We start from the raw sequence: 20,044 nt of genomic DNA, 5'->3' as shown, positions 1-20,044 counted from the left end.
TGTCTTTTTAAACGCTTGAGCCGTCGCAAGGGCTCAGGCGGGAGTGTGTCATGAGCCTTCACGAAAATTTTGGTCAGCCGCTGCTGACCTTTCCCGATGCGGAAAAAAGCCCACTGAGCATTCGCGCCAAGGCGCTGGTATTCATCGACCCGCGCTCGCGCCGGTTGCGTGAAGAAATGGAGCAACTGGCTCCCCGTTCTCTTCCGGTACTGATCCGTGGCGAGTCCGGGACCGGCAAGGAATTACTGGCGCGGCATATTCATCGCGGCAGTGATCGCTCGGGCTTGTTCGTTTCAGTCAACTGCGGTGCCATCAGTCCGACTTACGCCGATGCGGAGTTGTTCGGTTATGCCGCCGGAGCGCACAGCGGTTCGGTCAGCAGTCGGGCCGGCTGGTTTGGCTCGGCCAACGGTGGCACTTTGTATCTGGATGAGATCGGCGACTTGCCGCTGCCCATTCAGGTCAAGCTGCTCGCCGCCCTGGAGAACCACGAAGTCACGCGAGTTGGCGCGCACCAGCCGAGCCCGGTCGATGTGCGCCTAGTAGCCGCCACCAGCATCGATCTGGCACAGGCGGTGGCTGCCGGAAAATTTCACGAGCGGCTTTATCACTACCTGAGCGAGGGGCGTCTTGACTTGCCGGCGTTGCGCGAGCAGCCGGGCAACATCCTGCCGCTGGCCGAATATTTTGTCGGTATCTACAGCCAGCGCCTGAGCCTGCCTGTGCAACTTATCAGCGAAGACGCGCAGCGCACGCTTGAAGCTCACAGCTGGCCCGGCAACACACGTGAGCTGGAGAACGTCATTCACTTTGCCCTGCTGGTCAGCAGCGGGGATGAAATTCGGGCTGAAGATATCAATCTGCCGGATATTGCCGCGCCGCTGACGCTGATCGAGCGTCAGGCAAAACTGCTGGTCAGCAGCGGGGATCGCGAACAGCTTTGCGCGCTGCGGCGATTGCTCGAAACGGTGACATCGCAGCTTGAGCAGAACCCTGCGTGAAGGCTTTAGAAAAAAAGATATAAGTACTCGATTAAAAAGTCTTTTATCGGAATATAAAATCTCGGTAATGTCAGCATGATGTCGCAGGGTTTGGATCGCGCGACGGCAAACCATTGAGTAATAAAGCGTCATTTTCTGATGACGCTCTCGGATTTCGCTAAGGACATTGCATGAAAAAGACGTTTCTGATGACCGCTCTGGCGGCTGTGTTTTCGATTGGCCTGGCTCACGCGGGCGAAAAGCTGGTAGTTGGCGCGACGCCCGTACCGCACGCGGAAATCCTTGAGCTGATCAAGCCGACCCTGGCCAAAGAAGGTGTGGACCTGGAAATCAAGGTCTTCACTGACTACGTGCAGCCAAACGTTCAATTGAGCGAAAAGCGTCTGGATGCCAACTATTTTCAAACCAAGCCTTATCTGGATGGCTTCAACAAGGGCAAAGGCACCAATCTGGTGACTGGCGTGGGCGTACACGTCGAACCGTTCGGCGGCTACTCCAGCAAGTACAAGAAACTGGCTGATTTGCCTGAAGGCGCAACCATTGCTATTCCAAACGAAGGCAGCAACGCAGGGCGCGCACTGCTGCTGTTGCAAAAAGGTGGCCTGATCACCCTGAAGGACCCGACCAACGCTCTGTCCACGCCGAAAGACATCGCAACCAACCCGAAGAAATTCAAATTTCGCGAACTGGAATCAGCTGTACTGCCGCGTGCTTTGAGCCAGGTTGACCTTGCCTTGATCAACACCAACTACGCGCTGGAAGCCAAGCTCAATCCGAAGAAAGACGCGCTGATCATCGAAGGTGCCGATTCGCCGTACGTGAACTTCCTCGTCACCCGCGAAGACAACGCTCACGCCGACGCCATCGAAAAACTGTCGAAAGCGTTGACCAGCCAGGAAGTCAAAGACTTCATCAACAAGAAGTACGACGGCGCGGTACTGCCTGCGTTCTGACCCACTATCGTGCGACGCTCCGCGTCGCATGCCATTCTGGACGCTCTGCGTCCTCTTTCGAGCATGTGGCGCGGCGCGGACTTGTGACGCAGAGCGTCACGCAAGGCACTCCGACGCTGGAGCGTACCGAACGATAATCTCGTCTATCGTGCGACGCTCCGCATCGCCCCACAATTCCCCGCCATAAACGCCCCCGAAAACGCTTTCTCGACAAAACGTGTCGAGTCCGGCAGAGAGCCATTCACCGCTCCTGAGTGATCCAGCAGCGGATAGTAATGCCACTCGATGCGGTCGCCGACCTTGCACGCATCTTTCACCAGCGCGATCTGGCTGCGAACAGGTGAAATGACATCCTTGCCTCCCGTACCGATAAAAACCGGAATGTCCGACTTTAACGTCGGGTAGTCCGATTGGCGATTGACCTGATCAAGCGCCTTGTCGGGTGAGCGTTTGAAACTGTTGTTGAATGTCAGTCCATCCGCGACCACCTTGCGCTCGATGGCTTGCAGGCATTCGCGCTGACTGGTTTCGAACGCAGGCTTCGCGCGGTCGCTCAGGTAATCGCCAGGGCGCAGCGACGGATCGGTCAGCGCGGCAGTACTCAGTCGCAACAGGTTATAGGCCAGCGATGGCGTGACCTGATCGCGGAAGGTGTCCGGTCCGGCATGTTTCTCACGCGCTTGAGCCATCGGATACGGCGTGCCGGTCGCGACTACACCGACAATGTTCAATTCGGGCGCATAAGTCTTCTGGTAGACGGCTGTTGCGAAAGCGGCGCGGCCACCTTGCGACTGCCCGAACACAACGACCTGCGAAGACAGATTGAAGTCCGCCTTCTGAACCGCACGAATGCTGTCGAGCACACCATACGCCAGCGGACTGCTCAGCCCGAACGGGTGCAGCCCCGGCGTGCCCAAACCTTGATAATCAGTAGCCACAATCGCATAGCCACGCCCGAGCCATTCATTCAGATAGCGCGTGTCGCGATCACTGCGCCCGGCAAAGGAAGGCGCACAGATGTCCGCGCTACCAACCGTGCCATGTGCCCACGCCATCAGCGGCCATCCGCCCTTTGGCGGCTCACCCTTGGGCATGAACAGAGCACCTGACACTGCGACTCTCTGGTTGTTGAGCCCGTCTGTCGAGGTGTACAGGATGCGGACATTCTGTCCGGCCTTCTCAAGGCTCTGCGTGGCCGTCAGCGGTTCCGAGCGCAGCAGTTGGCCCGGTGTCGACGGCACTTTATCCGGCCATGTGTAAAATGCGGGAACACCGCCTTCGCCTGGCCGGGTAGCGGCGACAGCTTGCCTGGGAGTATCTGGCGTTCCGCTGCAACCTGTGAGCAGAGCCATCAGCAGCGTGGCCAGAACGGCGGAGAATCTTGGTGATGAGTGCATCAGTATTTCTCTGCAAACGCTTGGGAGAGGTTGCGCCAGTGTTAGTCGTTGATAGTAAACCGTTTAAAATGCCAGCGTCACCGAATCGAGTCGGTGCAGTGCATGAACCGCGCGATGTGAGCGAGCCTGCCATATTATTCATGCGACGGAATCACGACTTCCATGGGGATGAAAGTTGTCACTTTATGGTTACAAAATATCGGATCCAATACCGTGATTTGCCTTGACAAATATTCAGGTCGGGTGTAAATATTTTGCTCCGCTGCAACCCGTTTTAAAACGCTGTTTGAAACGGATGCCATACGACTAATAATAAAATGGACTTTCATTATGCCTTGTTGCCCCGAGCGTCATCCTGCAATCGCTACAGCGCTTCCCAGCCCGTAACTTCATCTCTGGTGTTTATTGGTCGTGCCCGTTGCGTGAAGCAATGTGTTGCGCGTTGATCTCTAAAATTAACAGAGAATAACTATGAAAGTAGTGGACAGTTCCGTTCTAAAAAAATGGTACGACAGCGAGTACAGTGCATGTGGCAGTGGCACATTGTTTGGCGAGTTGCGAGGGGAGTTCAAACAGTTTTTATCACACTTGCCTGAGGGGCCGGGTCACGCGCTTGAGCTGGGCTGCGGAGACGGGCGTAACCTTACTGCTCTGGCGCATAAAGGCTACAGCCTGAGTGGCGTGGACATGGTTGACAGCACGGTGCATAGCCGCCAGCTCAATCCATGGCTAAAAGACCTGAACTTTCAGCAGGCGGATATTCTTAACTACACGCCCGCCCCTGAATGTTATGACGTACTTGTATGTTCCGAAGTGCTCCACTTTTTCACGAAAGATGAGCTCCAGCAGGTCATGCCGAAAATAATTAGTGCAGTGAAACCCGGCGGGTATGTCTTTCTTGATCTGTTGTCCGACCTGACTCGATTTTTTCAAGCCACCGGAGAGCCGTTCATCTGGGATAAGGAAGCCGGGCTCTCCATTCAGGACAGCGAAGGCTTTTTCGATCGGTGGCTGAGCGGCTTCGATATCGTTGATTTTAATAAATTCTTTGACAAGCAAAGTTGGCCATTGACCGATTCCGGCAGCCTGCCAATAGAACCTTATACATGGCAGGGTACTTATGTATCGGTGTGTGCGCAGAAACGTAAGTAACGTCAGGAAGTTTCGCTTGAAAGGACACTAAACGATGCAGTTATTTCATCAGGTCATCGCACATAACGCCAGTAGATACCCGACCAAACCGGCCATCATTCTGGATGGGCAAGCGACTTCTTATCGGGAATTGCAAAAGCGGGCAGATGACATAGCGTCGGTGCTGCCAATGCTTGGCATCCTCCCGGGCGACCGTGTGGGTCTATACGCGCCAATTTCCATCGACCTGATCGCGAGCTATCTGGGCCTGCTGCAAGCTGGAGTGATCACCGCTGCGACTCATCACACCCTCAGTCGTGCCAAGCTGGTTCATCAGCTCAAGCATTCGGGGGTCCGGGTGCTGATCACTGACTGCGCTGATGATCTGCCCGGCTTGATTGATGAGGCTGGTCTCGAGTTTGTTTTGCTCACCGTCCCCCTTTCAACATTGATACCTCGCGTTATTCAGCTTGCCGATGCTGTGGCACGGTACCGCGATGAAGCGAGTGCCGCAGCCTCATCATTGGCCGATGACGCTGAACGTCCCACATCGATATTTTATACCTCAGGATCGACCTTCAATCCTAAAGGTGTACTCGTCAATCACCGTATCATGCTGGCAGCCAGCAGTCGGGTCACCGCGTACCTGGGTAACGATGCCGACGACCGTATTCTCAGTTACTCGACACTGGCATCGGATTACGGCGTTTATAACGTGATGATGCCGCTGTACGCAGGGGCCACCAGCGTCATTGAGAGTCGGCCTGCAGGTAGCGCAGAAGAAGTACTCGCGGTGGTCGAACGCGAGGCGGTTACCGCAATGCATGTCTTTCCACCGGTGTTTTTCCTGCTGGCCAGTGCTGGGCCGGAGTGGCAGGCGCGGGTACCAGGCTTGCGTTATATCTCCAGCAGCGGACAGGCCCTTTATAGTCGCCACATTCAGCGCATTCGCCAAGCGTTGCCTCAGGTGCAGATTTTCTCCAACTACGGACTCACTGAATGCAAGCGCGTGAGCTACCTGCCCCCCGAAGAAATTGATCGCCGGCCAACGTCTGTAGGCAAACCTCTGCCCGGTGTCAGTCTGTACTTGCTGGACGAGCAAGACCGGGTTATCGACCAGCCTGGGCAGGTTGGCGAGTTACTGGTGGCAAGCGACTACCTGATGCTTGAGTACTGGAACATGCCTGAAGCGAATGCCAGAGCCTTTGTTTACGATACTTTCGGTCACTCGCGGCTGTATCGCACGGGCGATCTGTTCAAGCAGGACGCAGAGGGCTATCTCTACTATGTTGCCCGCAAGGACGACGTATTTGCGCGCAATATCTGGAACGTCAACCCGCGGGAGATCGAGCAGTGCCTGGCCTCGCACCCGGCGGTTGCCGAGGTGCTGGTGGTGCCGGTCGCTGACGAGTCGGCCGGGCATGTGCCCAAGGCTTGCATCGTGCTCGATATCGATCACCGCCAGACAAGCGGCCAGGCGCTGATCGACTACTGCAAGGCGCATCTGGATTGGCACATGGTGCCGACCCAGTGCGTGTTCCTTGAGGTCCTGCCAAAAACCGATTCCGGCAAGTTTTCCGCCAAAGGACTGATCTGATAGTAGGAGCTATGCCATGAAGACGTCACTCCAGCCGAAGGACGACACGTCCCTCGACCGAGACTTGCAACAGAGTGCGATGCTGAAACTCGCAGGACACTTCCACAGTCTGGCAACAGGTGCCACTCAAGTGCCCTTGCAGTCCCTGGACAGTCATCTACTGAGCGAGATCCAGGACCCGCAAGTCCTTGATTACCACGATCGACTCATCACAGGCGCCGGACCATTATTCTCCCATTTTCTGGCCAGCGTGCCCTACATTCTCGAGGAACTGGCCAGGGTCGGCGTTGCGTTAACCCGCTTTGCTCAGCTCAATAGCAGCGAAACAGGTCAAACCTTCAGCCTGTTTGAAGTGGACGCCTTTGATGGAAGTAACGGCCGCGCGCTGGCTGGCCATTCGCACGGCCTGATTCAAAGCTTTACGTCCTCTCCGAACGGGGCCAATCAGATAGCCTTCAATCAACATGGCAACCCGGCGCTGTCGCTATTCTTTGCGCAGTCGGTGTTCAAGGTAACAAGAACTCTGTTGCGGACCCCCGAATATGATCGTTTCAGGGAGGGATTCGACTTCATTTATGAGATGGCCGCGTTCCAGTTCTATAGCCGTGACCGCATTGGCCAAATCAACCATATAAAACAATTTCTAAAACCGGGCGGTCTGGTGTTTTTTCTGGAGAAGCTCAACCACCCCGATCCGGAAGAATATCTGCTGCGCGAGCGGATCAAGGATGAGCAGTTCAAGACCCGCTATTTCAGCGAAGAGGAAATCCGCTGGAAGCGCCAGCAGATGCTCGAGCAAATGCAAAATGGCCAGGTCACACTGGAGGAATTGGTGAGCGCCCTGTCCGCTCGCTTCAACTGTGTGCACCTGCTTTGGAGCAGTAGTAACTTCTGTGAGTTCGTTGCCTCGGACGATCCGGGACAGATCGAACAGTTCCTGGAGCTGCTGGGCCCGACAATACAGCCAGCGGACCTTTGCTTTGAACGTTCGCGTCTTGGCGCCATAGCTCCTTTGCAAAACGGTTTCGTGGAGTTTGGTGATGCTTGATCCTGCCGAGCAAACGTTCCAGCGCAACGCATCGTTCTCGATGTGTCAGCGGGCAGTCGAGCACCTGCCTTTGTGGCGAGAGCGGGCGGTTGCGGCCGAAAAAACTCGCCGGCTGAGCAGCAACACATTCGACGAACTGTTTGCCGGAGGCTGGCTGGATCTGGTGTCGCCACGGGCGCCTGTCACAAGTACCGGTCACTGGCCCACGCTGGTAGAAAGCGCGCGGATTGCCGCTCGGGCGTGTGCCTCGACAGGCTGGATGCTGGCGCTAGTGGGTGGTCATGGCTCAATCGCACGGCGACTGCCCCCCGCCTGCGTAGATCAGCTTTACAGCCATGGCCCACGACAGCTCTTCGCCTCGGCTTCCACCAGTACCGACAGCCTGCTGTCCTTTGAGCTTGAAGGTGTTCGGGTGGAAGGCCGGTGGCGCTTCAGTTCAGGCATTGAGGATGCTACCTGGTTGATGCTCAACGCCCCCTGCGCCAACCACCCGGAAGCCGCCTATACGCCGCGTTTCATGGTGCTGATTGCTGCTAATGACGTTGAGAGGCTTCACACTTGGGATAGCTGGGGTATGGCGGCAACAGGCTCCCACGACGTGCGGCTTCATCGGTTGTTGGTGCCGCATGATCGCGTCTTCGCGCTGCATAAAGTGTTTGCGCAGGACCCGCTAGCGTTGGCGTGCGACTACATCGACAAGTTGCCCCTCGTGCCCTATCTGACCACCTCGATAATTGGCCCGCTACTGGGCTGTGCAGAGGGTGCCCTTGCAGCGTTTGTAGCTGCTTTCAACAGTTCACCAACGGTTAGTGATCCCAGGATCGCCGAACAGGCTGCCCACTCGGCTGCGCAGCTATACAGCGCTGAGCTGATGTATGACTCGTTGATCACCCGGTTGCATGAGGCGGGTATCAATGACCAGGCGCTGGACGCGGATCAATTGTTGAAGCTCAAACGCGACCGCGCCTATCTGGCGCAACAGTGCGTGCAGGCTGTACGCCGTTTAGTGGAACGGCTCGGTGCGTCCTCGCTTGTAACAAGTAACCCGCTGCAGCGTCACTGGCGTGATATCCAGGCAATGGCCGCGCACCGTGACGTGGCCTGGAACGAAACGATGCAGGCCTGTGGCGATGACATTCTGCGACCTGTCACTGTCAACGCCCAAAAGACCTGATTTGCTTTCCAATCGGCTATTTCAGAGAGGTTTCACATGTTTGTTCGCAATAAAACCGATGTCGAGAAAACCCCTTACTTCGTCGAATGGGGTGCTGGAACCAGTCACCGTCTGCTGACAGAGCAAGACGCCATGGGCTTTACGTTGTGCCACACGATTGTCCGGGCGGGCACAGAATCGCTCTTGCATTATCGAAATCATCTGGAGGCGTGTTATTGCATTGGAGGAGAAGGCGAAGTCGAAGACATGCAAGGCAATGTGTTTCCAATCCGGCCTGGGGATGTGTATGTGCTTGATCAGCATGATCGGCACTTTCTGCGCGGCGGCAAGGAACAAGACTTGATACTGGTCAGCGTCTTTAATCCGCCACTGCGTGGTGACGAGCGACATAATCTCAACGACGGTAAGGGATCCGCCTACTGATGTATCTTCTAGCCGCTGTGCTACGCCGCTTACTGACAGGAGTTCTCCATGCGTAAGGATTACCTCGCTTTCTTCATCTCGCTTTTCCTGTCCAGGATGGCGGATCAGATCCTGTTGTTCATAGTGCCGCTGGTGGTGTTCCAGACCACCAACAGCGCTTCATGGGCGGGGCTGGCGTTTTTCGTCGAATCGTTACCGAGGTTTCTCGCGTTTCCGTTGTGCGGCGCGCTGTGCGACAAGTATTCGCCTATCAGAATTCTGCATATCAGCCAGGTCTACCGGGCATTGCTCTGCGTGCTGGCGATGGTGCTCTACGCACTCTTTGGTGGCATTGGATGGCTCGTGGTGCTCTCGGCATTGTGCGGGGTGCTGACCACGCAAGGCATCATGGCGCGCGAAGTGCTCATGCCGCATATCTTTCAGCACTACAGCTACACCAAAACGTTGTCCTACTCCCAGATCGCCGACCAGTCAGGGCTGGTCCTCGGGCCGCTGGTGGCGGCACTGATGCTTGAAGTGTGGGCCTGGCACTGGGTAGTGCTCTGGATCGCCGGACTATTCCTGCTGGCAGACCTCTGCATGTTGGCGTGGCAACGTCTTGGCCGTTTTAAGCTGGAAGTGTTCGAGCAGCATCAAGACATCTGGCTGCAGCCCTTGCGGATTGCGTTCGGGCATATCCGTGGCCTGGCCGAATTGAAAAAGATCATCACGCTGGCGGTGGGCGTCAACCTGATCGTCGGCGTCACGCTGGCGACCTCGGCAGCCATGGTCATCGGCGAGTACAGCGCAGGCAAAGATAACTACGCAGGGCTGCAGGCGGCGGGGGCAGTGACCACTATCGTGATCCTGTTCTTCCTGGCCCGTGTGGTGCTGCCTTTGCGGGTGCTGGGCGGTATCGGGTATTCAATGATCGCGATCGGGGCATTTATCAGCGCCCTGAGCCCGAACCTGATGGGCTATGCGCTGGGTTTTTTGTTGATCGTCGGCTTCGACAAGATGTTCAACGTCTACATGCGCACCATCCGGCAGCGGGTGATACCGCCCCAGGACTTCGGCAAGACGGTGGGCGTGATCACGCTGCTTAATAACATGTCCCAGCCCTTGGCAGGATTACTGGTGGCCTTGCTGGCCGCACCCTTGGGCACCCGGCAAGTCATCCTGATTCTGGCCGTGCTGACTTCCCTTCTCGGGGCAGGTGCGATGTGGTGGTTTGCAAAAGCCCGCGGCCCGTTCTCTGCCTCGATTGTTGAGGCGAATCGGGAGGCCGGGAAATGAAAATGGGGCTGAATCCGTTTCGCTGAATCTGGATGGAGTCAGGGCTTTTGAGGAAAGGCATTAACACTAGCGAAACACGCAAGCCGCTTGGGGCATGAGTCCCGCATGCTGCCCTCTGAACCTACAGAGAGCAGCACCATTACCTGCCTTTAAAACGCCAATGTCACCCGGGCATTCAACGACTGATCCGATGCATCATTGCTTACCTGACCGTCGTAACTCAGGCCCACGCTCAGCGTATCGCTCAACCCCAGGTCGACACCTGCGCCGAGCACGGCTGCGCTGCGGGCGATGGGGGCGCCGGAGAGTTCGAAGGTGTCACCGCCGCTGAAGGCCGAGCGGCTTTCCGGGGTGACGTCGCCGTAGGCGCGACGCCAGCCCAGTGTGGCGTTGGGTTTGATCACGACGCTGCCAGCGCTCAGGCGGGTCGCTGCACGCAGGCCCAGGGTGCTGAAGGTGATGTGGTTGTCCTGGGACTTGTTCTGCAGGCTGATGGCGTTGCTGTTCTCGTCGAAGGCGTCGGTGTCCAGGCGTACGTGTGCCAGGTTGGCGAAGGGTTCAAGCTGTGCGTTGCCCATTTCCAGGGTGTAGCCCAGTTCGCCGAAGACCTGATTGGTCGCTGCCTTGTAGTCTTCCTTGAAGTGCTCGGACGAGCCCGGCAGGTCCAGCGTGCGCTTGGCGGTCAGCTCATGCCAGGTGCGTACCGCGCCGAGGCGCAGGCCCAGTTGGCCCCATTTCGCGCCGCCGTAGACACCCAAGTGGTAGTTGTCGCTGTCGGTCGAGCCGGACGCGTGGCGCAGGTCGAAGCTGCTGTTGCTGAAGCCGGCCAATGCACCCACACGCCAGGTGTCGTCGAGCGATACGTCGGCACCGAACAACAGGCCGCTGGTGCGGGTTTCGAGGCCCGAGGCGTCGCGGCTGCTGTCGGTCTGGCCGGTCGCGCCGATGGCCTGGGTCCACACCACGCCGCGCGAGGCATCCCCAGCCAGGGTTTGCGTGGTGCTGCCGAATGCCTGTGCGGATTGCGCTTGTTGCATGCGAGCATTCATGGCATTGCGCACCAGTCGGCTGTCTTCGATCAGTGCAGATTGAGTCGATGCGTGCAGCTCGTTGGACAACGCCTTGAAGGTCGCCTGTGCGGTTGCTGCGTCGTCCTGCACCACCTGTCGCCACAGTGCATTGCCTGCCCCCGCGCTGTCGAGCCCCTGAGCAACGGCACTGGCGTTGCGCGTGGTCGCCAGGCTGGCGAAGGTTTGTGCGTTACGATTCAGCGTCAGCCCGATATCGGTCGCGGTGTAGTTCAGCGTCGGGGTAAGGAACGCGAAGTTGGTTTGCACGGCGGCAAATGCACCGCTGATGCCACCGGCTGCGGAGATAATCGAGTAGCGGCTTGCTGCTACCCAGTTGCCGCCTTCAACCAATGACAGCGTGCTGTTATTGATCGTCGCGCGGCCGCTGGCGACGATGCGGTCGGCACTGCCATTGGCGTCCGACTCCACTTGGTAAACCGAGCCCTGAGCCAGATTGACGTCACCGTTGACGTTCAGTTGCCCGACCGAATTGCCCGGTGCCACCACGCCGCCCTGAGCGACGTTGATGCCGCCAACGTTGCCGTTGCCACCCAGCGTCGCGCCTTGCTGCACGCTGACGATGGAGTTGCCGAGGTTGCCATTCACTGCCAGGCGACCAGCCTGCACGGTCGTCGCGCCGGACAGACTGCTGTTGCCGGTCAGGTTCAGTGAACCGACGCCGCGTTTGATCAACGCGCCATTGCCCGTCATGGTGTTGGCGAGGGTGTCGTTGGTGGACTGATCGACCACCAGCGTTGCGTTATCGGTGATCGTGCCGCTGCCAAAGGCCTGTGCATGACCGGTCAGGGTGCCGCCGTTGATCACGGTGCCGCCCGAGTAGGTGTTATTGCCTGTCAGTATCAGGTTGCCGGTGCCGTTCTTGATCAGTGCGCCACTGCCGCTGATGTCGTTGCGCCAGGCGTCGATGGCGTTATAGCCGCCGAGGCTGGCGTTCATGTTGACGGTGACGTTGGAATTGAACGCGCCGTAGCCATCGCCTGCGGCATACAGGTTCAAGCGACCGTAGCCACCTGACTGGTCGATTACCGCGTAGCCCGAAGATATTTCAGTGGTCCCCAGAACCTCGCGGCGTTGGCTGGCGTCGAGGTACGGAAAGCGGGTTTCCAGCAGCACTTCTGCGTTGGTAGGCACTACCGGAGCCAGGTTGGTGGGGCCAACCGGATCGAAACCGTAGGTCATGCGCGAGGTATACAGCGCTTTGTCTTGTGCGTGCTGTGAAGTGCGGTCAGTGGCCGGGTCGATACTCGCCATGCAGTTGTTGATGTTGCCACCGCATTGCGCCGTGAAGTAAGTCAGTGCCTGAGCGCGGGCGTCGGCGCGCAGCTGTGCGTTGGCTGAATTGGACAGGTTGTCGATGGCGAAATAGGTCGCCGTGATTCGCCCGCCGATCACGTCGAAGGGCGAGTGCATGCCTGCTTCGATGCGGTTGTCGCCAATCTCCGAAGCACGCAGCATCAACTCGCTGAACCGCTCGGGGATCGCGTAGGCCAAGGCATAGGCAGACAGGTAGGCGGCGTTGGTATGGCCGCTGGGGAAGCCCGAGTCACTGGCCGGCGTGGTGCTTTCGGCCGGGCGCAGAGACGGCGCAACAACGAATGCCAGGCTCTGTCCGTCCAGGCTCTGCCGCCATGGCCGGGGATACAGATAGTGGGACTTGGCCGGGGTCGTGGAGGCGTCATTGCGCACGGCGCCGACCAGATCGACCACTTTGCCCAGCGCTGAAGACGAACTGCCTGCGCCATTGCCCTTGTCGTCGTACTTGACGGTTTTGTTGCTGTCGTCAAATTGCGTGATGGTGGTGAAGGCACCCGCGCCTGCTTTATAGGCATCACTCAATGAGCCCAGACCGCTGATGGCGCTGTAGCTCTGATCGCGGCGGTCATCGACGTAGGCGGCGGTTTCCTGGGCAAGCGTGCGCGAGTTGGCACGGTCGACGACAATTTGCAGGTTGCGTCGGAGCAGGCTCTGCCCTAGCGCGGTCGGTGTGCCGGTATCCCAGGTCGCGCCGGTCGTCCACAACGTGTTGAACCCGGAAAGCAGATCGACCCCGTTGATCCGGTCGTCATTTGCACGGCTCGCTGCCTGTACCGATACCGCAAGCAGTGAAAGTATCAACGACGACATCATTACGTGGGCAACCGGTTTATTGCATCGCATGGCGAGCGCCTGTACTCAATCTGGATAAGGCGCCGACCCTAGCAAGGCGTTCTTACACTTGGATGTATCTGCCGTGACACATTTATGTGGGTGATTACGCTGAAAAAAATCCTCAGGAGGCATTCAGAACTATCGATATTCCTCAACGGTATTTAAATTCTCTTTCTTATATCTATACAGTTCCGCCTTTCAGTCACACTGTTCTGGAGTCGGAGTTCTCATGCCAGCAGCCTCCCTCGCTTCATCGTCCGCTCAATCTGCTTCGCAATCGTTCGACGTGCGTCCATTCACCGGAAAGGTGGGCGCTGAAATCGTCGGGCTGGATCTGTCCAGGCCGTTGAACGACGCAGATTTTGCGCGAGTGCATCAGGCGCATCTGGATCACCACGTCGTGGTGTTCCGCGATCAGCAAATCACGCCGCAGCAGCAGGTCGATTTCAGCCGTCGTTTTGGGGTGTTGCAGATCCACGTGCTCAAGCAGTTTCTGCTGGCCAACCATCCGGAAATCCTGATCGTCTCCAACATTGTCGAGAACGAGAAGCCTGTTGGGCTGGGCGATGCCGGTAAATACTGGCATTCGGACCTGTCTTACAAAGAGCTGCCAAGCCTGGGTTCAATGCTTTACGCACAAGAGTTGCCGAGCGAAGGTGGCGACACGCTGTTCGCCGACATGCATCAGGCGTGGGACACCTTGCCGCAACACCTGCGCGATGCCGTCGAGGGGCGTTCAGCGGTGCACAGTTACACCGCACGCTACGCCGAGGGCCATAACGCCGCCAACTGGCGTCCGACCCTGACCGCCGAGCAACTGGCGCAGGTGGTGGAAGTCAGCCACCCGGTTGTTCGCACTCACCCTGAAAACGGGCGCAAGGCGTTGTTTGTCAGCGAAGGTTTCACCACCCGGATTCTTGACCTGCCGGAAGACGAGAGCCGCCAGATTCTCAACGAGATTTACGCCCACAGCGTGAAGCCCGAGCATATCTACCGGCACCAATGGCAAGCCAACGACATGGTGTTCTGGGACAACCGTTCCCTGATTCACCTGGCTGCCGGCTGCCCGGCCCATATGCGACGCAAACTGCATCGCACGACCATTCAAGGCACCGCGCCATTTTGATTCAGGAGAGCCGTTCATGAATGCTGTCGCGCAAGGCCACACGGCCAGCACGAGCGCCCAACCGCAACCGACTGTTCAGCACACCACTGAAGCCTTGTTGCAAGTCCGCGGTGTAAGCCTTGAATACCGCACGCCAGAGCGCGTGGTACGGGCGACGCATCAAGTCAGTTTCGAGGTCGACCCGGCTGATCGTTTCGTCTTGCTTGGCCCGTCGGGCTGCGGCAAGTCGACCTTGCTCAAGGCGGTGGCCGGGTTCATTCAGCCCAGCGAAGGCGAGATTCATCTGGCGGGCCACCAGGTCACCGAGCCCGGTCCGGACCGTATTGTGGTGTTTCAGGAATTCGACCAGTTGCCGCCGTGGAAAACCGTGATCGAGAACGTCATGTTTCCGCTGCTGGCGTCACGCACCTTGAAGCGTCCCGAGGCGCTGGAGCGTGCTCGTTATTACCTGGAAAAAGTCGGCCTCAGCGCGTTTGCCGATGCCTACCCGCACACCTTGTCCGGTGGCATGAAAGCCCGCGTGGCGATTGCCCGAGCCCTGGCCATGCAGCCGAAAATTCTCTTGATGGACGAGCCGTTCGCCGCGCTTGATGCACTGACCCGGCGCAAGATGCAGGAAGAACTGCTGGAGCTGTGGGACGAGGTGCGTTTCACGCTGCTGTTCGTTACGCATTCCATTGAAGAAGCGCTGGTGGTGGGCAACCGCATCCTGCTGCTGTCCCCGCATCCGGGCCGTGTACGGGCGGAAATCAACAGCCACCAATACGACCTGAAAAGCCTCGGCGGCGTTGGTTTCCAGCAAACCGCGCAGCGCATTCATCGCCTGTTGTTTGATGAGGGCGATGCCGGGACGGTAGAGCAAGAGCTGAACTTTCAGGACATCCGGATCGCTTACTGAGTGACTGCTTTGATCGTTCCCATGCTCCGCGTGGTAACGCCTTTCAGGACGCTCCGCGTCCTATCTACACGATTACCGGGAAACCCGAACCATGAGCCTCGCACCTCCCGCTCGCGAAGAGTATGAAATCACGCTGGAGCCTTTCACTCAGGAAGACCTGGCCCGAGACCTACCGCTGGCGCAGCGCATCTGGCAACTGAGCTGGGTACGCAAAGGCGTGATTATGATCGCCCTGGCGGTCATCTGGGAGCTTGCCGCTCGCCTGCAGAACAACGACCTGCTGTTGCCGAGCTTTCTGCAAACGGCAGCTGCCTTTTATGACGGGCTGATTTCCGGCGAGCTGCCGGGCAAGGTCTGGATTTCCCTGACCGTACTGATTCAGGGCTACCTGATCGGCATCGTGCTGGCGTTCGCCCTGACCACGCTGGCGGTGTCTACCCAACTGGGCCGCGACCTGCTCGGCACGCTGACCGCCATGTTCAACCCGCTGCCGGCCATTGCCCTGCTGCCGCTGGCGTTGCTGTGGTTCGGGCTGGGGCAGAACAGTCTGATCTTCGTGCTGGTGCATTCGGTGCTGTGGGCGCTGGCGCTCAATACCTACGCAGGTTTTCTGGGCGTCTCGGAAACCCAGCGCATGGCCGGGCGCAACTATGGCCTCAAAGGCTTGCGCTTTGTCTGGCACATCCTGATTCCCGCTGCGCTGCCATCGATCCTCGCCGGCTTGAAAATCGGCTGGGCTTTCGCCTGGCGCACGCTGATCGCCGCCGAGCTGGTGTTTGGTGCGTCGTCCGGCAAGGGCGGGTTGGGCTGGTACATCTTCCAGAATCGTAACGAGCTGTATACCGACAAGGTTTTTGCAGGTCTGGCGGCAGTCATTCTCATCGGCCTGCTGGTCGAGAACCTGCTGTTCGCCAACATCGAGCGCCTGACCGTCAAGCGCTGGGGTATGCAGCGTTGAAGCGCCGTCTTTTTTGAATAACAAGGGTGGGAACCACATGAAAACTACATTTCAACGCCCGGCACTGACTGTGTTGGCGGCGACCCTCGGCTTGTTTGGTGCGCTGCTCAGCAGCGGCGCGCAGGCGGAAGGCAAGATCAGCATCGCTCAGCAATTCGGTATCGGCTACTTGATCCTCGACGTGGTACGCGATCAGAAGCTGATCGAGAAACACGGCAAGGAACAGGGGCTGGACATCAAGGTCGACTGGAACAGCATCTCCGGCGCCACCGCGATGAACGAAGCGCTGCTGGCCGGTGCGCTGGACGTGGTGTCGGCAGGAGTGCCGCCGATGCTGACCGTCTGGGATCGCACCAAAGGCAAGCAGAACGTCAAGGCCATTGCTTCGCTGGGTTCCATGCCCAACTACCTGCTGACTAACAATCCCGACGTGAAAACCATCAAGGACTTCACCGACAAGGACCGCATCGCTGTACCGGCTGCTGGTGTGGGCTTTCAGTCGCGTACCTTGCAGATCGAGACCGCCAAGGTGTTCGGTAACGACAACTACAAGAAATTCGACAACATCTCGGTGAGCCTGGCGCACCCGGATGCCACCGCAGCGCTGCTGGCGGGCGGCTCGGAAATCAACTCGCATTTCTCCAGCCCGCCGTTCCAGTACCAGGCGCTGGAAAACCCCAACGTCCACAAAGTGCTCAGTTCCTATGACGTGCTGGGCGGTCAGGCGACGTTCAACGTGCTCTACACCACCGAGAAATTCCACGACGAAAACCCCAAGACCTACAAGGCGTTCTACGACGCGCTGGCCGAAGCCGAGAAGATCATCAAGGCCGACAAGCCCGCTGCCGCGCAGACCTACATCCGCGTCGAGCAATCGAAACTGCCGTTGCTGCTGGTAGAGAAAATCGTCGCTGACCCGGAAATCGATTTCACCGTCACCCCGCAGCGAACCTTCATCTACGCCGAAAAGCTGCATGAACTGGGCGTGCTGAAAAACAAGGCGGCGAGCTGGAAGGACTACTTCTTCGAAGAAGCGCACGGCACCGAGGGCAGCTGATCGGCGCGGTTTGAAGATGACGCGGAGCGTCATGAAGGGCATTCCCACGCTGGAGCGTGCGGAACGATAATCTCAACTATCGTGCGGCGCTCCGCGTCCTCTTGGCGACGCGGAGCTTCACGAACGGTAGGTTGTCCGGGAGATCACTTATCGTTCCAACGCTCCGCGTAGGAATGCCGTTCTGGACGCTCTGCGTCCTCTTCTGAAAGAATCAGGTTACTTCTGCTCACGAAAAACCTGTCCTGCAGGACCTTTCCTTCAGTCTTTTCTCTTTCCTGCGTATGACCTTTCCTAGAAAATCCCGGGCCCTTGCGCCTGCCACATCTGCACACTAGGCTGCGTCGGTCGCTGAGAGTCAGCGACCGGGTTTAGCAGCCTGTTTGTGGATTACAAGTGGCGCAAGTGCCGTTTATGGCGGCTTTGCGTGGGGCACCTTCGGGTGCGCCGGTTGCTTGCGCTTGTTCCACACCGGTCTGCTAACCCGCGTCAAAGTCGCCACCCTTGTTTGTTTAGCAGCAGGCATCTGGTGGTCTTGTCAGCTAAAGGAATAAGCGATGATCAACTCAACCCCGTCCCCGCCGCTCCCCAACTCTCTGGAAGACTCTCTGATACAGGTCAGCGAAATACTGCGCTGTGCCTCTGCCACCGCTTCTGAAACCGGTGACAACCTCGAGGGCCTGAAACGTGATCTGGCGTTCTCGGTGGTGCATCTGATCAACATGGCCAAGGCCGAGCTGGAGCGCTCGCTGGAATGTGTTCAGAGCCACTGACAGCCCCTGACGCAACCTAGCAGTTCTACGAGTAGCCGCTGCGGTCCCGGCAATGCATTGTGTGCCTGAAGAGGCCTGCCTCGCTGATCAAGACCACTCCGGTTACCCGCCATGCGCCAGCAAGCTACCCTGTGCCGTTACCGCTACGACGCGCTCGACCGGCTCGCGGCTCGCACGCCTGCGGGAGGGACCACTGCCCGCTCGTTTTATGAGTCCGATACCCTGGTCAGCGAGATTCAGGGGGCAGAACACCTTCGATTCCTGCATCGCGACCGTCAGTTGCTGGCCATGCAGTCAGCGCTCGCCACGTTGTTGATCGGCTCGGACCAAGAGCACAGCGTGCTCCACACCGTGTCGGCCGGCTTGCCTGACGCTATCGCCTACACCCCCTATGGGCATCGGCAAGCATTGAACCAGCTGCCAGGCTTCAACGGTGAGCGACCCGACCCGTTGACCGGTCATTATCTGCTGGGCAATGGTTATCGCGCATACAACCCCGTTTTGATGCGCTTCAACAGTCCTGACAGCCTGAGTCCGTTTGGCAAGGGCGGAATCAATGCATATGGATATTGTGCGGGGGACCCGGTCAATCGGTCAGATCCTACGGGGCATGGACTCATTGATGATGTGCAGACGTCCATCTACCTTGGCGCAGCCCTTTTTACCGGCGTTATTGGCCTTCTGATGGCCCGTTCTTCTATAAAGGCTGTGATAAAGGGAGTGAAGGTAATGCCCGAAGTAAACGCTATCGATAATGTTGTCACCATGACTCCCGCGCTCAGAAGACCGGCGAACACGGCGGAAAAAGTCTCAGGAGCCATTGGTGTCGGGGCGCTTATTGCCGGTGCGACATGGAGCGCATCTTATATTGCAGGAAAGTTTGAGAGTGATTCGCTGGCGGTTCGCACGCTGAGAAGCGTTGCTATAGTTATTATTATCCCTGTCGTCGGGTTGCGTGGCTGGACGTATAATCGTTCCAGGCTTGCAGGGCGAGCTGCAAAAAAAGCTGCGAAGTTGGCGCCGAGCGCCTTACCTGATTCTAAGGTCACTGAATCCCCGCGTTCAAGCATTCGGGGTGGTGATTCATATGTTGAAGAAACCCAACTTTGAACATCCTCTTCGTTCTCTGCATAAACCCGGTCGCTGGCATTTCTACCAGTAGACCGGTATCCCGACCTGGGTCACGCTAAAGCCCTGACTTTATCATCATCAGGGAACGATAATGGCCATCCTCTGCAAGTACACCTACGACCCGCTGGACCGTGTCTCCACATTGACCCCGCTGGCTCAGGCCGTTTCCAACCGGTTCTATAACGGCGAGCAACTGATGTCTGAGTTGCAGGGCGACAGGCAACGAACCTGTATCCGTGCGGGCGGCCAGCTACTGGCGCAGCAGAGTCGCGAGGGCGAAGAGGTCGTGACGACGATGATCGCCAGCGACCTGCACAACAGCGTTCTGCACGCGAGCGAAGACGGGAGACAGATTGATATCGTCTATACGCCATTCGGACACCATCAAGCCGAGCAGGCTATTGCAGAGCTACCCGGTTTCAACGGCGAGCGGCCTGATCCGGTAACCGGCCACTACCTGCTCGGCAATGGCTATCGTGCCTACAACCCTGTGTTGATGCGCTTTAACAGCCCGGACAGTTTGAGCCCGTTTGGTGAGGGTGGGTTGAATGCGTATGCGTATGGGCTAAACAATCCGATCAAATACATAGACCCGACCGGGCATTTTTCGTCTTTAGTAACTGGATTAACTGGGATTTTGGCGGCTTTGTCATTTCTCGCTGGAGGTTTGTCAATTTATTTGTCTACTCGCGTAAAAGAATCTAATCCAACGTTCAGTGAGGTGTCTATGGGAGTGGGCATCGCGTTAGCTGTTGTGGGCGTTGGTTTTGCTCTGAGTTCAGTTGTAATGAAGGCTGCTGGCCGGAAGGCGGCATTAAGTAAACTTGATAATCTTGAAAAAAATATAACAAAGCTTTAACAGAACT

The 20,044-nt window shown here is 57.7% G+C and carries 16 protein-coding genes and 1 pseudogene; 15 read left to right on the top strand and 2 right to left on the bottom strand.

Features of this window, described 5'->3' with window-relative positions; genetic code table 11:
* Positions 1-50: 50 nt before the first annotated feature.
* Together RGM3321_RS15075 and RGM3321_RS15070 are read left to right on the top strand one after the other, a co-directional pair.
* Positions 51-1,001 carry a sigma 54-interacting transcriptional regulator gene (locus RGM3321_RS15075; RefSeq protein ID WP_244393723.1) on the top strand — a complete coding sequence of 317 codons (951 nt, stop codon included), beginning with the start codon at positions 51-53 and terminating at the stop codon, positions 999-1,001.
* Positions 1,002-1,171: 170 nt separating this feature from the next.
* Positions 1,172-1,954, top strand: coding sequence for a MetQ/NlpA family ABC transporter substrate-binding protein (locus RGM3321_RS15070; protein ID WP_244393722.1), 783 nt, complete (start codon positions 1,172-1,174; stop codon positions 1,952-1,954).
* Positions 1,955-2,097: 143 nt separating this feature from the next.
* Here RGM3321_RS15070 and RGM3321_RS15065 read toward each other — a convergent pair whose 3' ends face one another.
* Positions 2,098-3,351, bottom strand: a complete 1,254-nt coding sequence (locus RGM3321_RS15065) for a lipase family protein (protein WP_244393721.1) — start codon at positions 3,349-3,351, stop codon at positions 2,098-2,100.
* A gap of 471 nt (positions 3,352-3,822) precedes the next feature.
* On the opposite strand from RGM3321_RS15065, the gene RGM3321_RS15060 reads away from it, so the two are divergent.
* The 6 genes from RGM3321_RS15060 to RGM3321_RS15035 are packed head-to-tail and all read left to right on the top strand — an operon-like array spanning position 3,823 to position 9,999.
* Positions 3,823-4,503 carry a class I SAM-dependent methyltransferase gene (locus RGM3321_RS15060; protein ID WP_244393720.1) on the top strand — a complete coding sequence of 227 codons (681 nt, stop codon included), beginning with the start codon at positions 3,823-3,825 and terminating at the stop codon, positions 4,501-4,503.
* A gap of 34 nt (positions 4,504-4,537) precedes the next feature.
* On the top strand, positions 4,538-6,079 hold the full coding sequence (locus RGM3321_RS15055) for a class I adenylate-forming enzyme family protein (RefSeq protein WP_244393719.1): 1,542 nt from the start codon (positions 4,538-4,540) through the stop codon (positions 6,077-6,079).
* A 16-nt stretch (positions 6,080-6,095) separates the two neighbouring features.
* The gene (locus tag RGM3321_RS15050) at positions 6,096-7,127 is read left to right on the top strand and encodes a class I SAM-dependent methyltransferase (RefSeq protein ID WP_244393718.1); all 1,032 of its coding nucleotides are present in this window, start codon (positions 6,096-6,098) and stop codon (positions 7,125-7,127) included.
* Complete coding sequence (locus RGM3321_RS15045; RefSeq protein ID WP_244393717.1) at positions 7,120-8,301, top strand: acyl-CoA dehydrogenase family protein; 1,182 nt, start codon at positions 7,120-7,122, stop codon at positions 8,299-8,301. Before RGM3321_RS15050 ends, RGM3321_RS15045 begins: the two co-directional genes overlap by 8 nt.
* A gap of 36 nt (positions 8,302-8,337) precedes the next feature.
* Positions 8,338-8,724, top strand: coding sequence for an ectoine synthase (locus RGM3321_RS15040; protein WP_244393716.1), 387 nt, complete (start codon positions 8,338-8,340; stop codon positions 8,722-8,724).
* Between the two features lie 48 nt (positions 8,725-8,772).
* Positions 8,773-9,999, top strand: coding sequence for an MFS transporter (locus tag RGM3321_RS15035; protein WP_244393715.1), 1,227 nt, complete (start codon positions 8,773-8,775; stop codon positions 9,997-9,999).
* Positions 10,000-10,148: 149 nt separating this feature from the next.
* On the opposite strand, the gene RGM3321_RS15030 is transcribed toward RGM3321_RS15035, so the two are convergent.
* On the bottom strand, positions 10,149-13,247 hold the full coding sequence (locus RGM3321_RS15030; RefSeq protein ID WP_244393714.1) for an autotransporter domain-containing protein: 3,099 nt from the start codon (positions 13,245-13,247) through the stop codon (positions 10,149-10,151).
* 220 nt (positions 13,248-13,467) lie between these two features.
* Here RGM3321_RS15030 and RGM3321_RS15025 point away from each other — a divergent pair, with 220 nt between their 5' ends.
* The 7 genes and pseudogenes from RGM3321_RS15025 to RGM3321_RS14995 form a co-directional block, all read left to right on the top strand.
* Positions 13,468-14,364, top strand: coding sequence for a TauD/TfdA family dioxygenase (locus tag RGM3321_RS15025; protein ID WP_244393713.1), 897 nt, complete (start codon positions 13,468-13,470; stop codon positions 14,362-14,364).
* A gap of 16 nt (positions 14,365-14,380) precedes the next feature.
* Positions 14,381-15,262, top strand: a complete 882-nt coding sequence (locus RGM3321_RS15020; protein ID WP_244393712.1) for an ABC transporter ATP-binding protein — start codon at positions 14,381-14,383, stop codon at positions 15,260-15,262.
* A gap of 91 nt (positions 15,263-15,353) precedes the next feature.
* Positions 15,354-16,220 carry an ABC transporter permease gene (locus RGM3321_RS15015; RefSeq protein WP_244393711.1) on the top strand — a complete coding sequence of 289 codons (867 nt, stop codon included), beginning with the start codon at positions 15,354-15,356 and terminating at the stop codon, positions 16,218-16,220.
* A gap of 37 nt (positions 16,221-16,257) precedes the next feature.
* On the top strand, positions 16,258-17,277 hold the full coding sequence (locus tag RGM3321_RS15010) for an ABC transporter substrate-binding protein (protein WP_244393710.1): 1,020 nt from the start codon (positions 16,258-16,260) through the stop codon (positions 17,275-17,277).
* Positions 17,278-17,831: 554 nt separating this feature from the next.
* Positions 17,832-18,047 carry a hypothetical protein gene (locus RGM3321_RS15005; RefSeq protein ID WP_005747748.1) on the top strand — a complete coding sequence of 72 codons (216 nt, stop codon included), beginning with the start codon at positions 17,832-17,834 and terminating at the stop codon, positions 18,045-18,047.
* Between the two features lie 111 nt (positions 18,048-18,158).
* Positions 18,159-19,157, top strand: a complete 999-nt coding sequence (locus RGM3321_RS15000; protein ID WP_244393709.1) for an RHS repeat-associated core domain-containing protein — start codon at positions 18,159-18,161, stop codon at positions 19,155-19,157.
* Positions 19,158-19,269: 112 nt separating this feature from the next.
* Positions 19,270-20,010 (top strand): annotated as a pseudogene (locus tag RGM3321_RS14995) (RHS repeat-associated core domain-containing protein); the annotation flags it as partial.
* Positions 20,011-20,044: the final 34 nt, after the last annotated feature.

It is taken from the genome of Pseudomonas sp. RGM 3321 (assembly GCF_022836805.1).
GTDB lineage: Bacteria > Pseudomonadota > Gammaproteobacteria > Pseudomonadales > Pseudomonadaceae > Aquipseudomonas.
This window is presented reverse-complemented; position numbering and strand designations above follow the sequence as displayed.